Source organism: Desmonostoc muscorum LEGE 12446, assembly GCF_015207005.2.
Classification (GTDB): domain Bacteria; phylum Cyanobacteriota; class Cyanobacteriia; order Cyanobacteriales; family Nostocaceae; genus Nostoc; species Nostoc muscorum.
Window position 1 is genome coordinate 2,561,623 of record NZ_JADEXS020000001.1, and the last position, 21,360, is coordinate 2,582,982.

The 21,360-nt window shown below is 41.2% G+C and carries 10 protein-coding genes and 3 pseudogenes; 6 read left to right on the plus strand and 7 right to left on the minus strand.

Translation table 11 applies throughout. The features are described 5' to 3' along the window. Positions 1-190: 190 nt before the first annotated feature. The 3 genes and pseudogenes from recR to IQ276_RS11085 all read right to left on the minus strand — a co-directional run. A pseudogene (gene recR, locus IQ276_RS11075) lies at positions 191-787 on the minus strand (recombination mediator RecR); the annotation flags it as partial. Between the two features lie 82 nt (positions 788-869). Beyond that, positions 870-2,555 (minus strand): IS110 family transposase, encoded by a 1,686-nt coding sequence (locus IQ276_RS11080; protein WP_228043001.1) that lies wholly within the window; start codon positions 2,553-2,555, stop codon positions 870-872. Beyond that, positions 2,552-2,788, minus strand: coding sequence for a hypothetical protein (locus tag IQ276_RS11085; protein WP_193916215.1), 237 nt, complete (start codon positions 2,786-2,788; stop codon positions 2,552-2,554). Before IQ276_RS11085 ends, IQ276_RS11080 begins: the two co-directional genes overlap by 4 nt. A gap of 88 nt (positions 2,789-2,876) precedes the next feature. Here IQ276_RS11085 and IQ276_RS11090 point away from each other — a divergent pair, with 88 nt between their 5' ends. Next, positions 2,877-3,143, plus strand: a complete 267-nt coding sequence (locus IQ276_RS11090; RefSeq protein WP_193916206.1) for a hypothetical protein — start codon at positions 2,877-2,879, stop codon at positions 3,141-3,143. Between the two features lie 364 nt (positions 3,144-3,507). Here the strand turns inward: IQ276_RS11090 and IQ276_RS11095 are convergent. Further along, positions 3,508-3,888, minus strand: a pseudogene (locus IQ276_RS11095) (ISLre2 family transposase); the annotation flags it as partial. Between the two features lie 306 nt (positions 3,889-4,194). On the opposite strand from IQ276_RS11095, the gene IQ276_RS11100 reads away from it, so the two are divergent. From IQ276_RS11100 to IQ276_RS11110, 3 genes are all read left to right on the plus strand, one after another. Next, positions 4,195-4,899: a hypothetical protein gene (locus tag IQ276_RS11100; protein WP_235115586.1), complete on the plus strand. Its 705-nt coding sequence runs from the start codon at positions 4,195-4,197 to the stop codon at positions 4,897-4,899. Between the two features lie 1,130 nt (positions 4,900-6,029). Then, a complete protein-coding gene (locus IQ276_RS11105; protein WP_193916212.1) occupies positions 6,030-10,253 on the plus strand; it encodes a non-ribosomal peptide synthetase in 4,224 nt (1,407 codons plus the stop codon). A gap of 8 nt (positions 10,254-10,261) precedes the next feature. Further along, positions 10,262-12,874, plus strand: coding sequence for a non-ribosomal peptide synthetase (locus tag IQ276_RS11110; protein WP_228043003.1), 2,613 nt, complete (start codon positions 10,262-10,264; stop codon positions 12,872-12,874). Here the strand turns inward: IQ276_RS11110 and IQ276_RS11115 are convergent. Continuing rightward, positions 12,849-13,703, minus strand: a complete 855-nt coding sequence (locus IQ276_RS11115; RefSeq protein WP_235115308.1) for an IS5 family transposase — start codon at positions 13,701-13,703, stop codon at positions 12,849-12,851. The two genes, IQ276_RS11110 and IQ276_RS11115, sit on opposite strands and share 26 nt — an antisense overlap. Positions 13,704-13,739: 36 nt before the next feature. On the opposite strand from IQ276_RS11115, the pseudogene IQ276_RS11120 reads away from it, so the two are divergent. After that, positions 13,740-14,474, plus strand: a pseudogene (locus IQ276_RS11120) (phosphopantetheine-binding protein); the annotation flags it as partial. On the opposite strand, the gene IQ276_RS11125 reads toward IQ276_RS11120, so the two are convergent. Next, positions 14,471-15,589 (minus strand): alpha/beta fold hydrolase, encoded by a 1,119-nt coding sequence (locus tag IQ276_RS11125; RefSeq protein WP_228042792.1) that lies wholly within the window; start codon positions 15,587-15,589, stop codon positions 14,471-14,473. The pseudogene IQ276_RS11120 and the gene IQ276_RS11125 sit on opposite strands and share 4 nt — an antisense overlap. Before the next feature lie 277 nt (positions 15,590-15,866). On the opposite strand from IQ276_RS11125, the gene IQ276_RS11130 reads away from it, so the two are divergent. Continuing rightward, the gene (locus tag IQ276_RS11130) at positions 15,867-20,597 is read left to right on the plus strand and encodes a non-ribosomal peptide synthetase (RefSeq protein ID WP_193913566.1); all 4,731 of its coding nucleotides are present in this window, start codon (positions 15,867-15,869) and stop codon (positions 20,595-20,597) included. Between the two features lie 463 nt (positions 20,598-21,060). On the opposite strand, the gene IQ276_RS40930 is transcribed toward IQ276_RS11130, so the two are convergent. Continuing rightward, positions 21,061-21,183 carry a hypothetical protein gene (locus IQ276_RS40930; RefSeq protein ID WP_373690500.1) on the minus strand — a complete coding sequence of 41 codons (123 nt, stop codon included), beginning with the start codon at positions 21,181-21,183 and terminating at the stop codon, positions 21,061-21,063. Positions 21,184-21,360: the final 177 nt, after the last annotated feature.

Sequence of the window (21,360 nt, forward strand, 5' to 3'; positions counted from 1 at the left end):
GAAAGCAATATCTGCTTTTGCTTGCTGAATCTACTGAAATGAGAAAGCAAACTCCAGTTTGAGAAAGCAATATCTGTTTTTGCTTGCTAAATCTACTGAAATGAGAAAGCAAACTCCAGTTTGAGAAAGCAAACCCCAGTTTGAGAAAGCAATATCTGTTTTTGCTTATTAAATTACTAAAAGTCAAAATCTAATCTAATTCCCGGCGTCCTTCTAAGGCTCTTGCCAAAGTCACTTCGTCAGCGTACTCCAAATCACCACCCACTGGTAAACCAAAGGCAATTCGTGTCACCTTAGTAAATGGCTTCAGCAGCTGACCGAGATACAGTGTCGTTGTCTCCCCTTCCACACTCTGACTAATTGCCAAAATCACTTCTTGGGGTTGTTGCTTACTCACCCGGCGCACCAAAGCTTCAATGTTCAACTGTTCTGGGCCAATTCCATCAATGGGAGAAATCACCCCACCCAAAACGTGATACTTGCCCTTGTACTCGCGGGTTTTTTCCAGCGCAATTACATCACGAGAATCAGCTACTACACAAATAGTACTGTTATCACGGTTGACATTGCGGCAAATTTCACAAACTGGCTCAGCAGATAAGTGAAAGCAGACAGAACACAAACCGATCTGTTTTTTTGCCTCTACCAAAGCTTGTGCTAATGCTTCTACTTCTGCTTCTGGTCGCTTCAAAATATGCAAAGCCAGTCGCTGGGCAGATTTGGGCCCAACTCCCGGCAAGCGTTGCAATTGCTCAATTAACCGTGCTAAAGGACGTGCGTAAACCGTGGTTTTGTCTCCAGAATGTTTTCAGGGTAACTGAAAGTTTATTGAATTTTAAAACCCTTTATACAAATGAAGGGTTAGTACATCAGATCATTTTACACAATTCACCAAACAATAGGTTTACAACCTTACTCATGAGCTTACCTTGGATGTGCTTACCGCCTAGCAGCTTCTGACTTTGTTCACTAACATTAGCCTTGAGTGAGTCGCGGTAGTTGATTAATTCCTTGGTCAGTTCATTTTTTGGTAGCCTGCCAGTTTCCACGCCCGTTAAGACGTACTGCCATAAGCTAATTCGACACAACTGCGAACCGCTAGCCTTTTCAACAAGTCCATCCCCCGACTGTTCTAAAACGGTACCCATTCCTAATCTCATTTTAAAAATGTCGCGGCTGCGGTTACGTTTAATCCGTTTTGTCTCACCAGCTAAGCGCTTGACAATGGTTTCTCCGTTTTGACGATCGCGCTCAGTTTTTTTAACCTCCCGAACCTCATACTCAATCACGGGTTTACCGTTTACACCCAGGAATGACTCAAAGGGGTAAATTCTGGTGAGTAAACGCGATCGCACTCGTAAACCAAAACCGAAATTATCAAACACCTTCATGTAAGGCTTGAATGCTTCCTCAGAGAGCATTTCAACGATTCTTGCCTCTAAGCGCTGCTCATAGAATGAGATATCGCACATCCAATCAGCGTGCAGTTCCAGGATGGAATCAATTGTAATTCCATATTCGTGAGCAATTGATTTTTTGTACAGATTGTCAAGTCGAGTTTTGCCAGCGGGGGAAATTTCCAATCTCTTGGCTAACCATGCCCACAGGGGGGGTAACAAGCCTGGTTTACTAGATACACTCTTGGTGTGGGCTACTTCGGGGAACTGCCAAGATAAAAGCTGTCTGCCATAATTGGCGATCGGTGACTGCACCCGGTTAAGGTGTTCAAGCTGTTGGCAGAGGTCGCGAAGTTCATCAATGGGTTCGGGGCGATGCATGAGGAAATACCTCAGATTTAATTCCCCAGTCTCCAGTCGGTGATCTGGGTCATGTCCGTAGGCAGCCATAGCCAAAGCATCTGCGGGGTCACTTTTATTCGGGAGGTTTTTACCCCCGCGATAACGCCGCAATTCGACGTGACCAACCCACAGAATTTTGATTTCTAATTTATTGAGAATGGATGCCCACAATCTGGAATAGTGGTTTCCGGTTGGTTCTAGGATTGCGTAATCAGGCTTGATTTCTGCTACATAATCAGCAAAGTCAAAAGCTGATTTTTGCTTCTTTTTAACATTGGGATTGGAGTAAAAAGCCGGATATAAAGTAGATGCTTTATTCCTAGTTTTATTCCAGATCCACCTCGCGCGTTGGTTGTTATAGAATTCGTTGAAAGCCCTACCAGATGGTGGTTGTGGTGCAGCTTCCAAAAAATCAGCCAGTTCTTTCTGCCTTTGAAACCCTTCTGGTCCACATTCCATAGACTCAATCCACTCATGCTTCATAGAAAAGCCACCCACCGCGGTTGCTTCTTGTGCCACCTCACTTGGGTCAGCACCGCAGTGGTGGGCAATGGTTTGGGCTAGGGCAATAGATTGAACGCTACTCAGGCGCTCTAAATCCACTATCCACAGCGCCACTTGTTCACCTAAAGCTGTGGTCACGCGCTCCAGGGGAAAAGGATCGCGCATGGGTATCATCCCGTCGGGGAATAAATCTAAGATTGGTTCATAAGGGTTACCGGGTTTGAGTTTCACCCAGGTGTCGTGTTTGGTCATGAGATTCTGCGGTTTTTGAAACGGTAATTACTACCGGCTTCAAGCCAAGCTTGCATAATGGCTGTGGCATTCTCGCCGAAAAAATTCTGGATATCGCCGTTGTGCCAGGTGACCACTGCAATTGGGTTGGGCAATTCGTCAAATTGCAGTTGGCGGACTTGGGCGAAGTTTATCCATCCGGCGGTGGGTGTTTTACAACTAAACACAGTGGGAACCGATATAATGTTGTGCATCTGCTTAAATCGACTGCCTTTGTGATTTGAGCGGCGATCGCACTTCCTCCTTAACAGCAACTGCGATCGCTAAAAACTCAGCTAAAAATTGCCAGGGGACGTTTCCAGCAACACCGAAACGTCCCCTGGGACAAATATCGAGTACGGAGATACGCCTGCTGGGAAAATCCTCCAGCGCCTTGATCAGTTAGAGGATACCCATTATCAGTACGTTCATGCCCATCAAGATCGGTTACAGGCGCGACTAGACGAAAGCAAAAGACTAGAAGAAAAATTCCGCACGGAAGCTATGGAGCTAAGGAGTCAGATTCTCGCTCTAGCACAGTCCGAGGAAACAGAATCAGAAAATCCATAAACCGTCCTGCCAGTAGAGGTGAGGGCGGTTTTTGCTGTTAGAGCGATCGCACTTATTCTTCATGGAGTGGCGATCGTGGGGTGGTGGGGGGGATGAGGGGCGATCGGGTTGCCAAAAGGAGCGACTAAATGGAAATTGACAACTTAGAACACCCAGAAGAGCGTGACAGCTATCCAGAGGGTGAAGGGGCTGTCACTGTAATTATAAAATGAGCAACTCTGAAAGCATAAGTTGAGCAACAGATTGCTTGAAACAGTATTAATCCCGTCAGAAGGAACAAGCAAACAGAAGAGTATTGAAAGCATAAGTTGAGCAAAAATATGATTGAGAAACTATAAGTTGAGCAAACATTTTCAACACTTCCATGCAAAGATTGTTTATTTTTATTTGGTTGATTTTGGCGTTCAACTACATACGGTAATTTTAAAGTAAATTTAACATTACCACAGGTTAATATTTGTCGCTTTTTAGAACCATGTTTTTGTGTTTTATTGTGCCACCATCCCTGGGTCTGCTGCATTGCTTTGTCCAAAATTTCTTGAGATTTAGACAGTTGATTCAGCAATAACGCAATACATTCTCCTGCTAGAATTAGAGCAGATTCCCTAATTTTTTCTTCTCTTTCTTTGAAAATTAGTCCATCCCATTCTAGGATGTTCGTTACTTCTAAAAGTTTCGTAACTTTTTCTTGAAAGTCTGACAAAGATTTGCTTAAATCGAAAGTAGAATAGATATTATTTTTCATTGAGTGTAGGTATTCCCTGTTTTGATGTGAGATATCAAAACCTTTACTATTCGGGAATCCTACCTTTTTTTGTCTCAAAAAAAGGAGTTATTTTTATCTCTTAGAATCAAAAAACCACTTGTCTTAAGCAAGAATACTAGAAGTAAATGTAATAAATAGAATCAGTACGTAGCATCTGGTTTTTAGCGATCGCACGTTTTTTATGTGACCTCACCAAATCGCGTTGCTCCCATATAAGGATATGTTTGAGATTAGCTCAAGCTACTGCCCAGTGAGACCCTGCCCGTTAAATCCTGAATTGTAGCAATGACCACATACCACCAATTAACAATTTGGGATGTGCTTGATGAGTTGTCCGAATCTCCAACGACATCAACACTAGCACCGATGTGGGAATGTTTGGATGCGGAGCTTGAAAAATTACCCTTGGAGGCACAGTTATTAACCGCAGCGCTTGCCTTCAGTCAAATTGCGGATATTCTTAAGTCTCGTGCCGAAGTGCTGTTGCAAGATACCCGCGATCTCAATAGCCCAAAGGGGCCAATTGTTAGCACCGATCTCTTTGCTGGTTTAGTGCGGACAACAATGCACTTAGATTTAGATGATTTGATTGAACCGCAAACACCACAAACCTTTAAACCACACGCCCCACACCAATTTTCATATCCTACTGAGTTGGGTAATTCTGTAGTAGCACCTGTTGAAAAAGCGAATGTTTTGGCAATGCTCGATGAGGTGACAACTTTAGAAGATGTCCGCAATTTGGCATCAGATGAGGATGTGCAAAAATGGCAGAGCGCGATCGCTAACTACCTGATCAATGTCAAAGATGAGATTTCTTTAGTTAAACTGCAACGTGTGTTGCAAATGCCGATGGTAGAAGTATGGTTGGGATTATTGCTGGGTGGGTTTACACTAGAACAGCGTGGTGATTTTTATCACAACCAAAATGTCTGGGTGAAAAGCTCAGAAACTATGACCAGTAACAACAGCATTGTACAGCATTCATAAGTCGCAAGTCGGAGGTAATTCACTTCCTAATACTACTCGGTTAAAAATTGGGTTTGTGCAAAAGGAGTGGAAGGCTCAATATATAAGTTTTTTCCTCTTTAACATGAGTCCCTTTCCTCCAAAACCCGACAAGTATTGATTCACTTCCGACTTCCGAATTCCGAATTCTGACTTAATTTACAGTGAATATCTTTTTCTAAAACCTCTTGTATTATTTTGTGTGCAAGACGTTTTGTATAAGTCCTTTTTCTTCTTCTTACATAATCAAAGTCTTAATCGCAAATTTGCCAAAGGCCAAAGACTTAATCATATCACAAAAAACTTTTGCAAGAGTTCTTTAGAGTGCGGAAGGTCGGTTGGATGCATTTGCCCTACTGGTCGATCTATGCCTTAAGATTGATATATATCTTCTAATTTATCAATAAAACTTATTCGTAAGATACTTTTATTTTCTATGTTAATACGCCTATTTTAAATATAAATATGAAAAATTTTGGGATAAATCGTAATTAAGAAAAAGTTGTGCCTCATTCCTGAAAATTTAAATAACTACAGTGCTTCCGGCTATTATACAATATAGTTTTCTCCTTGCCCCTCTCCTATCATTGCTTTCAGCTTTTAGGATGTACCTCATAGCTGCCGGAAGTGCTGTAAGCAAGTAAAACTAAGTCTTGAAATCTTGTTTTGAAGACTAATTCTGTTATCAAAGTATTGCCTTTATCGAACACTATCTTGAAAAAATATGGCTAATCTATCAGGAAAACACATTTCTTACTGGATTTACTCGACACCCACAGCTAATTTTGCACCACTTAGCAATAATTTATCACCCGGATTTCTCACAAGCAGGAAATCTGGGCTTATGCACAGCTTGTCACCTCAGTTTTATATGCGATGGAGGGGAAATGTCTCGTCAGAAGAACTATCTCTCTTTTAAGCGGGCATTTAAGAAATTTTCATTGCCAAAATCTTCCTCCTCCCCTGGTTCTGAAATGGGCATCACTGATAACCGATTTACTGGTTCGAGAACCATTAGTTCTTCAAAGCTAAACTCCTATCGAAGGATTGACAACAAGATGGGCTGAGAAAAAGTTTCCACAAATTCCACCACAACTGTTTGCCATTCACTTATGAGCCAGTATATTTACAGTAGTCTCACAGATGATGAAGAACTTAATTTTTCTGAGGAAGCAGAGGTTTTCGTTTTTCCCACTTCTTTCGCCCAGCAGCGATTGTGGTTTCTCGACCAGTTAGCACCGGGGAATCCATTTTACAACGTGTCAACAGTACTTCACCTGACAGGTTCCGTCAACTTCACCGCCTTAAAGCAGACATTCAACGAAATTGTACGTCGCCACGAAACGTTACGTACTAGGTTTGTTATGGTAGAGCAGCAACCAGTACAGGCGATTTCACCTAGCTTAACCATACCTCTTCCCTTAATAGACCTACGCAATTTCGACAGCCCAGAACGCGACACACGAGTGCAGCAAATCGTAACCCAAGAGGCTCAACATCCTTTCAATCTCACAACTGGGCCATTGCTGCGAGTAAAACTGCTGCAACTGGATGAAGCAGAATATCTGTTCCTGCTAAATCTACATCACATAGTTGCTGATGGCTGGTCAATTGGAGTGCTAATTAAAGAATTGGGGGTATTATACAAAGCCTTGGCAGGGGATAAGCGATGTCTGACGACTAGCTACTCCGTATCTACGCTCCTACCAGAACTACCCATTCAATATGCAGATTTCGCTCAATGGCAACGGGAGTGGCTACAAGGAGTGGCAGCAAACGGCACCTCGCCCCTACAAAGCCAGTTAGTTTATTGGCAAAAGCAATTAAACGGGATTTCGGTATTGAATCTCCCCACCGACCGACTAAGACCAGCAGTTCCTAGCTACAGGGGTGCAAAACAATTTTTAGAGCTACCACACTCCTTAACTCAAGCGCTAGAGGCACTGAGTTCCCAAGAAGGCGTTACCTTGTTCATGACAATGCTGGCAGCGTTTCAGACTTTGCTCTATCGCTACACGCAGCAAGAGGATATTGCAGTTGGTTCACCTATTGCTAATCGCAATCGTAGCGAACTAGAAGGATTAATTGGTTTTTTTGTCAATAGTTTGGTGTTACGTACAGATTTCTCAGGCAAGGCGACGTTTCGAGAATTGTTGAATCGAGTGCGAGAGATAACTTTAGAAGCATACAGTCATCAAGATTTGCCTTTTGAAAAGTTGGTGGAGGAACTTCACCCAGAGCGAGATTTGAGCTATCATCCTTTTTTTCAGGTTGTATTTAGCCTACAAAACACTCCTATCGAAACTCTAGAGTTATCTGGGTTAACGCTTTCGCTATTTGAGTTCGATAGCAAAACTGCAAAACTTGATTTAGAATTCCATTTGTGGCAAGACTTGGAAAGTTTGAAAGGACAAATGGTTTATAGCACCGATTTATTTGATGACAAAACCATTACGCGAATGCTAGGACATTTCCAAACACTGCTAGAAAGCATTGTTGCCAATCCAGAACAGCTGATTTCAGATTTGTCTTTGCTTACTGAAGAAGAACGACAAGAGTTATTAATTGATTGGAATGACACTAAACGAGACGATCCAGAGAACAAGTGTTTTCATAAGTTATTTGAAGCACAGGTAGAGAAAACTCCCGATGCGATTGCGTTAAACACACGCTCCGCGATGTCTGCGACGGGCTACGCCTACGCACTAGTTTTTGACGATGAACAACTCAGCTACAAAGAGTTAAATATACGCAGCAACCAACTTGCACATTATCTGAAAAAATTGGGGGTAGTCCCTAACGTTTTAGTAGGTATTTGCGTAGAGCGATCCCCAGAAGCGATCGTCGCCCTATTAGGCATTCTCAAAGCAGGTGGAGCATACCTGCCTTTAGATCCGAGCCTACCTCAAGAACGTCTTAACTTCATCCTAGAAGATGCACAAGTTTCAATCTTGCTCACTCATTGCTCTTTAGCCCCTCTTTTTAAGGGGGGTTGGGGGGATCTCTTGTCTATAGTTTACATAGATAAAGATTGGGCAACTATTACACAAAACAGCCAAGAAAATCCAACTAGCTGCGTAACATTTGACAACCTAGCTTATGTTATCTACACCTCTGGATCAACAGGAAAACCTAAAGGTGTTTTGCTCCAGCATCGAGGATTGTCAAACTTAGCGGCATCTCAGATTGAGGTTTTCAACATACAGCCGATTAACCGCATTCTGCAATTCGCATCATTAAGTTTCGATGCCTCAATTTTTGAGATTGTCATGGCACTACAAACAGGAGCAACTCTTTATTTAGCAAACAAAGAATCTCTTCTACCCGGACAACCTTTGCTAAAATTATTGCGAGAAAAAGCTATTACTCACGTCACCCTTCCGCCAGCAGTATTAGCAGTCCTACCGACAGAATCACTACCGGCATTGCAAACTATTATCTGTGCAGGTGAATCCTGTACCGATGATATTGTAAAACGTTGGTGGAACTCTCAGCGTCGGTTTTTTAATGCTTATGGACCTACTGAAGCAACAGTTTGGTCAACCGTTGCAGAGATTAGTACTATGAGTGAAAAACCGCCCATTGGTCGCCCTATTGCTAACACTCAAATTTATATATTAGATAAGTATTTACAACCTTTACCAATTGGAATTATTGGCGAATTATATATAAGTGGTGAGGGATTGGCACAAGGCTATCTTAATCACCCTGAATTAACTATTGAAAAGTTTATTCCCAATCCTTTTAGTGATAAAAAGGGGGCGCGACTTTACAAGACAGGTGATTTAGCTCGGTATCGCCCGGACGGTAATATTGAATTTTTAGGACGCATCGATAATCAAGTAAAAATTCGTGGATTCCGCGTTGAGTTGTCAGAAATTGAAACAGTCCTGAGTCAGCATCAAAGTGTGCAAAAAGTAGTAGTAATTGTTAAAAAAAACGTGTTTGCTGATAAGTACTTAGTGGCTTATATTGTTCCCAATATAGAGACGCAAAATTTCTCATCTCTACTACGTAAATTTTTAAAAGAAAAATTGCCAGAATACATGATCCCAAAAGCTTTTGTAATGCTGGATTCTCTGCCGCTAACAGTTAATGGCAAAGTAGATCGTTATGTGCTAACAGCACTCAACACTCCAACTAGCCACTTAATAGATAAAGCATTTATCGCTCCTCGGACTCCAACCGAGTCAACCTTAGCAAAAATTTGGGCTGAAGTGCTTAATATTGAGCATGTGGGTATTTACGATAACTTCTTTGACTTGGGAGGAGATTCGCTGTTAACTGTACACCTGATGAAGCAGATACACAAGCATTTTGAGCGCGAATTGCCGCTATCTAGCTTATTTTTAAATCCGACAATTGAAAGTTTAGCAACTGCTCTATCCTCAAAAGCAGATTCTCTTCCCTGGTCGCCCTTAGTTCCGATTCAACCTGCTGGTTCAAGCCCACCTTTTTTCTGCATACATCCGATTTTTGGTGTTGTTTTTCCTTATTACGAATTAGCTACTAATTTGGGAAAAAATCAACCATTTTATGGGCTACAACCTATTGGACTTGATGGGAAAACTGCTCCATTAACTCACATTGAGGATATGGCTGCTCACTACATTGAAGCATTGCGTAGAGTTCAGCCTAAAGGCCCTTATTTTTTAGGCGGTTGGTCTTTTGGAGGTTGGGTTGCTTTTGAAATGGCTCAACAACTCCAAAAGTCTGGGGAAGAAGTAGTTTTACTCGCTGTGCTTGACACTTTAGCACCAATTCCAGGCAATATACCTTCTTTGGGTAATGGTTTCAAGTTTATGCTGACGACAGTGGCGCGATATATATGGCCCTTTTTCCTCGATTATTTTTATCTAATCATCGCGATCACTAAGAATCGAATTAATAGTTTAACTTCTCGGTTGACTAATTTTAATAAAATTGTGCAAAACTCCTTTTGGGAGTCGCTAACGCGATCGCTTCAAACAAATCTCTTCTCTCACTTCATCCTAAAAGAGGATGCCCCAGTTAACGTTATACCTGAAAAATCCAAGTTAAGACTTTTAAGCGAGTTAGCAATTCGTCCAATGCTTCATGTTTTTTATGCCAATAGCCAAGCAGTTCTTAACTACGTTCCGCAAGCTTACTCTAAACGAATTCATCTTTTCAGAACAAAGGTTCAATCAAGCATTGCCAAGGAAGATCCGAGTCTGGGTTGGGATCAGCTAACTGTAGGAGGAACAGAAATTCATCATATTCCTGGCAATCACCTAACTATGCTGAGAAAACCACATATCCCAATTCTCGCCGCACAGCTAAGAGCTTGTATTGAGAAAGCACAGAATTTAAAATAAGGATCAATATGTCTTCTGAAGAAGTCTTCGTTTTTCCAGCATCTTTTGCTCAACAACGGCTATGGTTTCTCGATCAGTTGATCCCCGACAATAGTATCTACAATGTGCCGACAGTAATTCGTTTGACAGGTTCGCTGAAATTAACCGCACTAGAAGAGGCTTTTAACGAAATCGTGCGTCGCCACGAAACCTTACGCACAACTTTTATTGTGTCGGATGGGCAACCCCTACAGGCTATTGCACCCAGCTTAACAATACCTCTTTCTGTATTAGACCTCCAGCAATTGCCAGATGATGAACAAGAGGTTAAAGCAAAGTGCATTATTACCGCAGAGATAGAACATCCCTTCGATTTATCCTCCGGGCCATTGCTGCAAGTAATACTCCTCGTCCTTTCTGAGACAGAACATATTCTATTACTGAATATGCACCACATTATCTGCGACGATTGGTCTATGGGGGTACTGATTCGGGAACTGGGAACGCTGTACGCAGCTTTTGCACAAAACCAGCCTTCTCCTTTATTAGAACTGCCTCTTCAGTACGCCGATTTTGCTCACTGGCAGCGCGAGTGGCTCCAAGGAGAAGTACTTCAAACCCAGTTAGCTTACTGGCGGGAGCAATTAAACGATATTTCCATACTGCATTTGCCTACTGACAAACCAAGGCCAGCTATACAAAGCTATCAAGGAGCAACCCAATTTCTAGAGTTACCGCTCAAGCTAATTGATGCACTAGAAAAGCTGTCACAGCAAGAAAGTGCAACATTATTTATGACGTTGCTGGCAGCATTTCAAACATTACTTTATCGCTATACACACCAAGAAGATATCGCGGTAGGTTCGCCAATTGCTAACCGGAATCGCAGCGAAATTGAAGGAATAATTGGTTTTTTTGTCAATAGTTTGGTGCTACGTAGCAACTTATCTGGAAATCCCTCTTTTCGGGAACTACTAGGCAGAGTCCGGGAAGTAACGTTAGGAGCATACAGCCACCAAGATTTGCCATTTGAAAAGTTAGTTGAAGAGCTACATCCAGAGCGTAACTTGAGCTATCATCCGCTATTTAAAGTAGTATTTGGTTTTCAGAATGCGCCAATGTCAGCGCTAGAACTGCCTGGATTAATACCTAGCTTCATGAATATTGACTTGAAAAAAACACGTTTTGATTTGGAACTGCATTTGTGGAAGTGTTCTGAGGATTTTAGGAGCTTATGGGGCGGAAATTGGGAGTATTCTGAAGGTTTTCGAGGCGTAATGGTTTACAACACAGATTTATTTGATAAAGCTACTATTAGCCGGATGGTGGAACATTTTAAAACTCTGTTGTCAGCTATTGTTGCAAATCCAGAAGAACGAATTGCAAATTTACCGTTATTAAGTGAAACAGAGTTACATCAGGTATTGGTGAAATGGAATAACACCCAAGCAGATTATCCTCAATATAAGTGTATCCATCAATTGTTTGAAGAAAAGGTACAGCAGTATCCTGATTCTATAGCAGTAAACTTTGCTAACGAGCAACTGACTTATCAAGAGTTGAATACTCGCAGCAATAAACTAGCACACCACTTACAAAAAATCGGAGTATCTTCAGAAGTTTTAGTCGGCATTTGTATCTCACAGTCTATAGAAATAATAATCGGGTTATTGGGAATTCTTAAAGCAGGGGGAGCGTATGTTCCATTAGACTCCAGTTATCCTCAAGAGCGTCTAAATTTTATGCTTGAAGATGCACAAGTTTCAGTGTTGCTAACACAAGAAAACTTGCTCAAGTATTTTGAAGGTTTCTCAAATCCAATTATTTCTATAGATAAAGACTGGAAAATTATTACGCAAGAAAAGGAAGACAATATTAAAAGCGATTTAAATAGTGATAGTTTAGCCTATATTATTTACACCTCTGGTTCTACAGGAAAACCCAAGGGAGTTGCTGTACCTCACAAAGCTGTAAATCGGTTAGTGTGCAATACTAACTATATAAAATTGTTACCATCTGATAAAGTCGCCCAAGCCTCAAACGCTTCTTTTGATGCTGCTACATTCGAGATTTGGGGAGCGCTACTTAACGGCGCTCAACTTGTAGGAATTAGTAAAGATGTAACCCTTTCGCCTCATGAATTGGCACTACAATTACGAGAAAAAGATATCAACATTATATTTTTGACTACCGCCTTACTTCAACAGATTGTTAGAGATGTTCCGCAAGCTTTTGCGACCTTGAAATATTTACTGTTTGGTGGTGAAACCGTTGATAAGAGATGGATTAAAAAAATTCTTCAATCTGGTGCGCCAAAACACTTAATTCATGTTTATGGGCCTACAGAAAATACAACATTTTCCTCTTATTACTGCGTAGAAGAGTTACCATCGTCCACATCTTTACCTATTGGTATTCCGATTACAAATACGCAGATTTATATATTAGATACCTATTTACAACTAGTGCCTATTGGCGTTACTGGCGAATTATATATCGGTGGGAAGGGGCTAGCGCGAGAATATCTCAATCGCCCTGAACTTACTACTAAACACTTTATTTCTCATCCTTTTAGCAATAATCCCCAAACACGGCTTTATAGAACCCATTTGACATCTAAGAAGGTGCTGCAAGCCTCTTAATCATTAGCCTGATGAAGCAGATATTGAGTTTGGCAGTGGCACTAACCAGGGTTCGTTCAAAGTTCTTAACCAGAATTTTACAGCGCTCCATCCAAGCATTGGAGCGTTCGATCACCCATCTAGCTATTGCCGGAACAAATCCAGATTTTCCTTGTGCCGCTTTCTCTTGTTTTGAGGGTTTCGTAGAAAGTTGAAACTGAATTTTGGTCATGATCTCTGGGTAAATTCGCTCTAACTCCTGAGTCAAATATTCTGGGTGATACCCATGATCTAGCAGGATAGTAATCTTGGGAATATCGATAGGTTTTGACTTGAAGTAGTCGATGTTGAGAGTAAACATCTCAATTAATCCGGCATCATCCGAGACATTGGCGCGAGTACAGAGCGTAAAAAAGGGAAACCCAAGGGTGTCAATAGCCAAATGCCTTTTAATACCGTTGGTGGCTTTGTAGAAGCAAAAACCTTTCGACTCCACACTGGCGTTGCAGGTATTTTTCACTGCTTGGGAGTCAATGATGATCAATGTCGTCCAGTGCGGTTTTTTTTTTACCTGTTCACGCACTTGTCCATGTAAGACACTCATCAGTTCCTCAAATACCCCGGCTGCTCGCCACTGTTTGTAGTGCCAATATACAGTGGAATAAGGGGGGAGGTCTTTAGGTAAGTCTTGCCAATTGCATCCATTTTTTAGTTGATAGAGAATTCCATTGAAGATATCTCGCTTTGGCCAGTTGGTCGGTCGAGTCTGCTTCTTAGTCGGTAATATCTCTTGCAATAAGGGTTCAAAAATTTCCCATTCTGCATCAGTGAGGTTGCTGGAATACGCCATTAGTATTGGATTTTAGATGCTGAGGAGTACCTTAATTCAAAACCTCACAAGATGTCAAATGGGTTCTATAAAACGGGTGATTTAGCTCGTTATTTACCAGATGGCAATATTGAATTTTTAGGTCGCATTGACAATCAAGTAAAGATCCGTGGCTTCCGCATTGAGTTGTCAGAAATTGAAGCGGTGTTGAATCAATATCCAGCAGTGAGAGAAACTGTTGTCATTGTTGGTGAGGATGTACCTGATGATAAGTACTTGATAGCTTATGTTGTTCCAAATCAGGAACAGATACCGATGCAAGAGGTGCAAAGCTTTGCATCTTTACTTCGCCAATTACTGAAAGAAAAGTTACCAGAATACATGATGCCAAGAGCTTATGTGATCCTGGAATCTCTACCTTTAACACCTAATGGCAAAGTGGATCGGCGTGCTTTACCCATGCCTGATACAATTTCTTTCAATAATCAAGATTATGTGGCACCGCGATCGCAAGTTGAAGAGTTACTTGCCCAAATTTGGGCTAAAGTCTTGGGAAAAGAGCAAGTAGGTATCCACGACAATTTCTTTGAATTAGGTGGTCATTCTCTCTTGGCGACTCAGTTAATTTCTCGAATCCGCGATACTTTTCAAATAGATGTACCTGTACGCAATTTGTTTGCAGCACCAACTGTTGCACAACTTACTAAATACATTGAAACAACTTTTTGGGCGGCAAAAAGTTTAGATAAAGTTGGAACTACGGGTCAGGAGCGAGAAGAGGTAGAATTTTAAGGATAAACACTTGAGTTTGAGCAGTCGGCACAAAACGCGCTAACCGCTTCGGAAAACTGCTGGTTTTGCTCCATTAATGCCATGTGTCCGCCTGGGTTAATGGTAACTCGTTGAGAGTTCTGCAATTCAGCTTTCATGCGATCGCTCGCCACAGGTTTAGTTGCTATATCTAAACCGCCGCAAACAACCAACACAGGAACCTTAATAGTCGCAAGTGTGTCTGTTTCATCAAAGTTGAACATTGCCAGTGTGCCACGAGCCAGAACACCAGGCGAACCCAATGCTGATAAGAAACCTGCAAAATTTAGTTGACCCCGTGTTTCAGTACCCGTAAATCCAGACAGTTCTACGGTAATGTACAGCGAACCATTCAAATACGAAAGCCAAGTCATCAACCAAAAAATTGGCCACAGCACAGTAGTTAGGTACAGCACAGGTTCAAGTATTGGCTTTTGTAATTTACGTACCAAATTACTAAATATACAGGTTTTAACCGGATTGGTGTAAGTAGTATCCACAAGAATTAAGCCAGCCACCCGACTCCCTAATTGCTCTGGAAACAGCCTACAAAATGTGAGGTTAATCATCCCGCCCATGCTGTGTCCTATCAAAATAACAGGTTTATCCCCTGCTATGGCGATAACAGCTTCTAAGTCACGGGCATATTTTTCTATAGAGTGGTCGTTATTTTTCGGTTTTGAGGATTTTCCTAACCCTGGTAGATCCCAGACAATTACTCGGAAGCGATCGCTCAGTTGTCGTTTGGCATAATACCATACAGTACTATTTGGCCCCCAACCGTGTGACAAAATAATCGGTTGACCATCTTCAGGGCCAAAAAACTCTACTTGCAGTACACTACCATCCGGTCGTGGCAAACGCTGCACAGTTTTGCTACGGATAAACTTAGGTTCATCGGCTCCAGGACGGCGCAGCATTGGCAAACTGATAAAACGACCGCCAAAAGTCCACAGAACCATTACTAGCCCAGCCACTAAGTAAAATGTTCCTACAAGTTCTCCTTCGTACCACTCATAGAGAATGTAGCCCCCCCCGCCAATTACCGCAATCGACAGCAGTTGAACCAGCCATATAAGCAGAAAATTATGAGGCATGAATATCATGAGCCTAAACCTTGCGATACCTTGTTCACTGCGTTGTCTTTTAGCTTCATACCATAGTTATAATCATCCAAGTTTCATTCCCAGGAATGATTTATCCAGTCTTAGAAGTATGATAAAAATGCTGGGTTAGCTAATAAGCAGTGCAGCTTGGCAAAAATAACTATCCAGTTAAAACAATGTTAAAAGGCTTATGACACAATCAATATTCCTATAGCATAGCTGCCTACTAACTTCTAATAAATAATAATACTTGCGAAGGGGTTTAATTTTGAATACGGTTGAGTTTTTAACTTATCTTCGCAGCTTAGATATTCAAGTTTTTATTGATGGTGAAAAGTTTCGCTGCAACGCTCCTGATAAAATTCTTACACCAGAACTGCGTGCAGAAATTCAAGAGCGTAAAGCAGAAATTATTGAATTTTTAGAAGCATCTAATCGTACTAATAACCAGAGTTTTAGACCTCTGGCACCTATTTCGCGGTCAGGAAATCTTCCTCTCTCCTTTGCTCAACAACGTCTCTGGTTTCTTGATCAATTAATTCCTAATAATCCTTTCTATAACATTCCACTAGCACTACATTTAACAGGTTCGCTGAAATTAGCCGCGCTAGAGCAAACTTTTAACGAAATCGTGCAACGACATGAAGCTTTACGCACCACTATTGTTGTACAGACAGGGCAACCAATTCAGGTAATTAATCCTACCCTGACAATACCTTTACCAATAATAGATTTACGGCAACTGCCACAAGCCGAACGAGAAATACAAGCACGACGACTCACTACACAAGAAGCCCAACGTCCTTTCAATTTATCAACTGATTCGTTGCTGCAAGTAAAACTGCTGTGGCTGGATGAGACAGAATACATCCTGTTGCTGACTATGCACCACATTGTCTCCGATGGTTGGTCTATTGGGGTGCTGATTCAAGAGATAGCAGCATTCTACACAGCCTTTGCCAGCAATCAGCCTTCTCCTCTACCGAAACTTACAATCCAATATGCAGACTTTGCATACTGGCAACGCCAATGGTTGCAAGGAGAAGTATTAGAAAAGCAACTGAGTTACTGGCAAAAGCAATTAGACGGCATTTCTATGCTAAACCTGCCAACCGATAGACCAAGACTAGCTGTTCAAACTTATCAGGGTGCAAGGCAACCTCTGCAATTATCAAAAAGTTTGAGCAAAGCACTTTTAGCTCTTGGGCAACAAGAAGGGATAACTTTATTTATAACCCTACTAGCAGCATTCCAAGTTTTACTTTACCGCTACACACAGCAAGAAGATATTGCTATCGGTTCTCCTATTGCCAATCGCAACCGTAGTGAAATTGAGGGATTAATTGGTTTTTTTGTCAATAGCTTAGTACTGCGTACCGATCTATCAGGAAACCCAACTTTTCAGGAACTATTGAGTCGAGTTAAAGAGGTAGCTTTAGGGGCTTATGCTCATCAAGATTTACCTTTTGAAAAACTTGTAGAAGAACTGCATCCAGAGCGTAATTTGAATCAAAATCCGCTATTTCAAGTTGTTTTTGCGCTCCAAAATGCGCCAATGACAGCTTTAGAGTTACCTAGTTTAACTTTAAGTCCGCTACCTTTTGAAACAGAAACAACGCGCTTTGATTTGGAGTTCCACTTGTGGGAGCCAAATACTCAAAATGGGTTATGGGCAGATAGCACAGAAGGAATTAGTGGTTTTGTAATTTATAGCACTGATTTATTCGATGATGCTACGATCGCCAGGATGCTAGGACACTTCCAAATATTACTGGAGGGTATAGTTGCAAATCCAGAAGACCAAATTGCACATTTACCACTTTTAAGCGAATCTGAGCTACATCAATTGTTAGTTGAATGGAACAATACCCAGGCAATTTATCCTCAAGATAAGTGTATTCATCAGTTAATTGAGAGCGTAGCAGAGCAAAATGGTGAGGCAACTGCACTAGTATTTGACGATGAGCAACTTAGCTACAAAGAGTTAAATATACGCAGTAATAAACTTGCACATTATCTAAAAAAATTAGGAGTTAAAAGCGAAGTTTTAGTAGGACTCTGTGTAGAACGCTCTTTTAATATGGTAATCGGGATGTTGGGCATCTTGAAAGCAGGTGGAGCTTATGTACCTTTAGATCCAAGCTATCCATCTGAACGTTTAAACTTTATGCTTGAAGATGCTCAAGTCTCAGTTTTATTAACTCATGAGCGATGGCTTGAACGCCTGAAAAACTATAATTCGCAAATAATCTGTTTAGATAAAGATTGGGAGATTATTTCTCAAGAGATTGAAGATAATCTTACTAGTAAATTTACAGTAGAAAACCTTGCTTATGTCATTTATACCTCTGGCTCAACTGGAAAACCTAAAGGGGTTAAAATTGAACATAGAGGATTGTTAAATTTAGTATTTTGGCATCAAAAAGCATTTGCAGTTTCACAGCTTGATCGAGCAACGCAGATTTCTGGAGTTGCCTTTGACGCTTGCGGTTGGGAAATTTGGCCTTATCTGAGTACTGGGGCAAGCATTTATTTTGTAGATGATGAAACCAGGCGATCGCCTGAGTATCTCCGAGATTGGCTAGTATCAAAAGCGATAACAATTTGTTTCATACCAACACCTTTAGCAGAGAAAGTTTTATTATTAGATTTTCCTCAGAACGCAGTTTTACGAATATTGCTCACAGGTGGAGACAAACTAAATCAATATCCTTTAGCTTCTCACTCTTTTCAAGTATTTAATAATTATGGGCCAACGGAGAACACAGTTGTTACAACTTCTGGTCATATTTTTGTTAAGAATAAAGATAATTTAGCACCTGTAATTGGTTGTGCGATGCCTGCGGCGGGCGTAGCCATCGCCAATACAAAACTTTATATATTAGATAAACATTTACAACCAGTACCTATTGGCGTTCCGGGAGAGTTATACATAAGCGGTGATGGGTTAGCACGAGGTTATTTAAACCATCCTGAGTTAACTGGTGAATCTTTCATTTATCATTCTTTTACTAATAAGTTAAAAGCGCGACTCTATAAAACAGGTGATTTAGTTCGCTATCAAGTAGATGGCAACATTGAATTTTTAGGTCGCCTCGACGAGCAGGTAAAAATTCGTGGCTATCGTATTGAATTGGCAGAAATTGAAGCGGTGCTGAGTCAGCATCCAGCAGTGCAGCAAACTGTAGTAATAACTCGTGAGGATGAAGAACAAAAGCGCCTAGTAGCTTATGTAGTACCAAAAACTGAATACAGTAACGAACAGGAGAATTTGCAATTAATGCAATTGCAGAATGAGCAGGTTTTGCAATGGCAGATGTTGTATAACGAAACTTATAATCAATCTACTGATTCAGATTCTACATTCAATTTTGTCGGCTGGAATAGTAGTTATACAAATCAGCCTATTCCAGCAGAGCAGATGCGTGAGTGGGTGGATAACCAAGTCGAGCAGATTTTGGCTTTGCAACCCAAACGAGTGTTAGAAATTGGTTGTGGAACAGGCTTGATTCTATTTAGAATCGCACCTCACTGCACTAAATATTGGGGAACAGACTTTTCCTCAGTTTCACTTAAGTGCATTCAGCAACAGCTACAAAAACAAGAAATGCCGCAGGTAACACTGTATCAGCAAATGGCTACTGACTTCGAGAAAGTAGAAACAGCAGCTTTTGATGCAGTAATTCTGAACTCGGTTGTACAATATTTTCCTACTATTGATTATTTAATTAGTGTATTAGAAGGTGCTGTACAGGCAACTGCTCCAGGTGGCTTTATCTTCATAGGGGATGTGCGTAGTTTGCCACTCTTGCAAGCTTTCCATGCGTCAGTCCAACTGTATCAAGCTGAACCTTCTCTTACCTGCTTGGAGTTGCAACAACGGATACAAAGTCAAATATTTCAAGAAACAGAGTTAGTTATTGATCCAGCTTTTTTTACTGCAATCAAGCAACGCTTTCCGCAAATTAATCATGTACAAATCCAACTGATGCGGGGTAAACATCACAATGAGTTAACTGAGTTTCGTTACAATGTGATTCTTCATATTAATGCCGAAATTGTTAGTAATACTGGAAATTATTTAGTGTTTAACTGGTCGGAACATAATCTAACAGTCTCAGCAGTGCGCCAGTTATTAATTGAGAATAAACCAGAAAGATTAAGCATTATCAATGTACCTAATGCGCGGCTGATGTCAGCAATTAAAACAGCAGAATGGCTATCAGACGTAAAAGGTTTTAAAACTGTAGGTCAAATACGTAAAGCTTTGCAAGAATTAGAAAATTTCGGAGTAGAACCAGAAGATTTATATGCGCTGAACGTACCTTATAGGGTTGATATTACCTGGTCACATTCAAGTACTGAAGGACATTATGATGTAGTTTTTGTCCGGCAAGATGAAGTAGGTAAAAGAACTATTTTTTCCCATCACACGAATCTCTCTCGGCCCTGGCAATCTTACGGCAATAATCCCCTACAAACAAAAGCAGCGCGTAAGTTAGTGCCGCACTTGCACACTTACATAGCACAAAAACTGCCTGAGTACATGATGCCATCAGCTTTTGTAGTATTGGAGTCTTTACCTCTAACAGCTAATGGTAAAGTCAATCGCCGCGCCTTAAGAGCATTCCATAATGGAATCAAGCCCCAATTGCCTGAAAATTACATTGCACCTCGAACTCCTGTTGAACAAGTGCTGGTGAAAATTTTTGTTGAGGTTTTGGGACTTAAGCGCGTAGGAATTTATGATAATTTCTTTGAATTAGGGGGTCATTCATTACTGGCAACTCAGCTTGTTTCTAGAGTGCGCGACGCCTTACACGTGGAGTTGCCTTTGCGTAGCGTATTTGAGGCATCGACAATTGCAGAATTATCTAAGGTGGTGGAAAGCTTTAAAGAAAGCAATGCTCAAAGTCTTGCCCCAGTTTTAGTACCACTATCGCGTGAAAGTCGGCGGATTAAGTTATCTTCCTTAAACGAAGAGAGCGTAAAACTTTAAAAAAAGATCAGGCACTAGATTGAATTGTTACATTGCCCCCAACCTGTATGAAGGATGGGGTTTTTCGTTGCTTTTTATATTTTGCAGCCTTAAAGTACTACCAAATATAAAACTCATTAAAAAATCTCATAGACAGAGAGAGAGAACGGATAGAAACAGAAATACGTGAAAGAGAAAGGCAAGAAATAGAAAAGCTTGAAAGGGAAATTTTAGAAAGAAAAAGACTCGAGAGAGAAATCGCTTTGGAAGAAGAAAGAAAGTGGTATGAAGAACATAGTGATGATGATTTCGATTATGAGGAAGATGAAGATTGAAGAACACCGTGTTTTACTTGCACTGTCAACAGTCTCAATTATCTGTGTGTTGGTACGAGTTCTGTCTCTGCACTACTGACAGAACTCGCTCAACAAACAGACAACCAAAAGTCCCCATCAATTATTTTCTTCCTGCTCAAGGAACGCCCTCAACCTGGAGTCGGATGGGAAGTCACCACCAATTCTGGTGATGCAGAACTAGCCCTGGCAGGGCATTTGCTGAAGATAGGTGCAACAGAATACAGAATACGTTGCTCCTGTGTTGTCCGCATTGCCACGAACAGAAGCTGCTGCTGCTTGGTAAACAAGCCTAGGCTCTTTTGGCAACGGCGGCAATATCCGTATCGACACAGACATCCTGAGCGCCTCGAACAACAGCGCGATTACAGCGAACGCATACCGGGGAGGTGGGGGCAGCATCCGCATCAACACAAAAAGGCTATTTATTT

Bases quoted from the DNA above. Each gene is read 5' to 3' on its own strand.
- IQ276_RS11080 (WP_228043001.1), bottom strand. From the start codon at position 2,555: ATGACCAAACACGACACCTGGGTGAAACTCAAACCCGGTAACCCTTAT.
- IQ276_RS11085 (WP_193916215.1), bottom strand. From the start codon at position 2,788: ATGCACAACATTATATCGGTTCCCACTGTGTTTAGTTGTAAAACACCC.
- IQ276_RS11100 (WP_235115586.1), top strand. From the start codon at position 4,195: ATGACCACATACCACCAATTAACAATTTGGGATGTGCTTGATGAGTTG.
- IQ276_RS11105 (WP_193916212.1), top strand. From the start codon at position 6,030: ATGAGCCAGTATATTTACAGTAGTCTCACAGATGATGAAGAACTTAAT.
- IQ276_RS11110 (WP_228043003.1), top strand. From the start codon at position 10,262: ATGTCTTCTGAAGAAGTCTTCGTTTTTCCAGCATCTTTTGCTCAACAA.
- IQ276_RS11115 (WP_235115308.1), bottom strand. From the start codon at position 13,703: ATGGCGTATTCCAGCAACCTCACTGATGCAGAATGGGAAATTTTTGAA.
- IQ276_RS11125 (WP_228042792.1), bottom strand. From the start codon at position 15,589: ATGCCTCATAATTTTCTGCTTATATGGCTGGTTCAACTGCTGTCGATT.
- IQ276_RS40930 (WP_373690500.1), bottom strand. From the start codon at position 21,183: ATGCGGACAACACAGGAGCAACGTATTCTGTATTCTGTTGCACCTATC.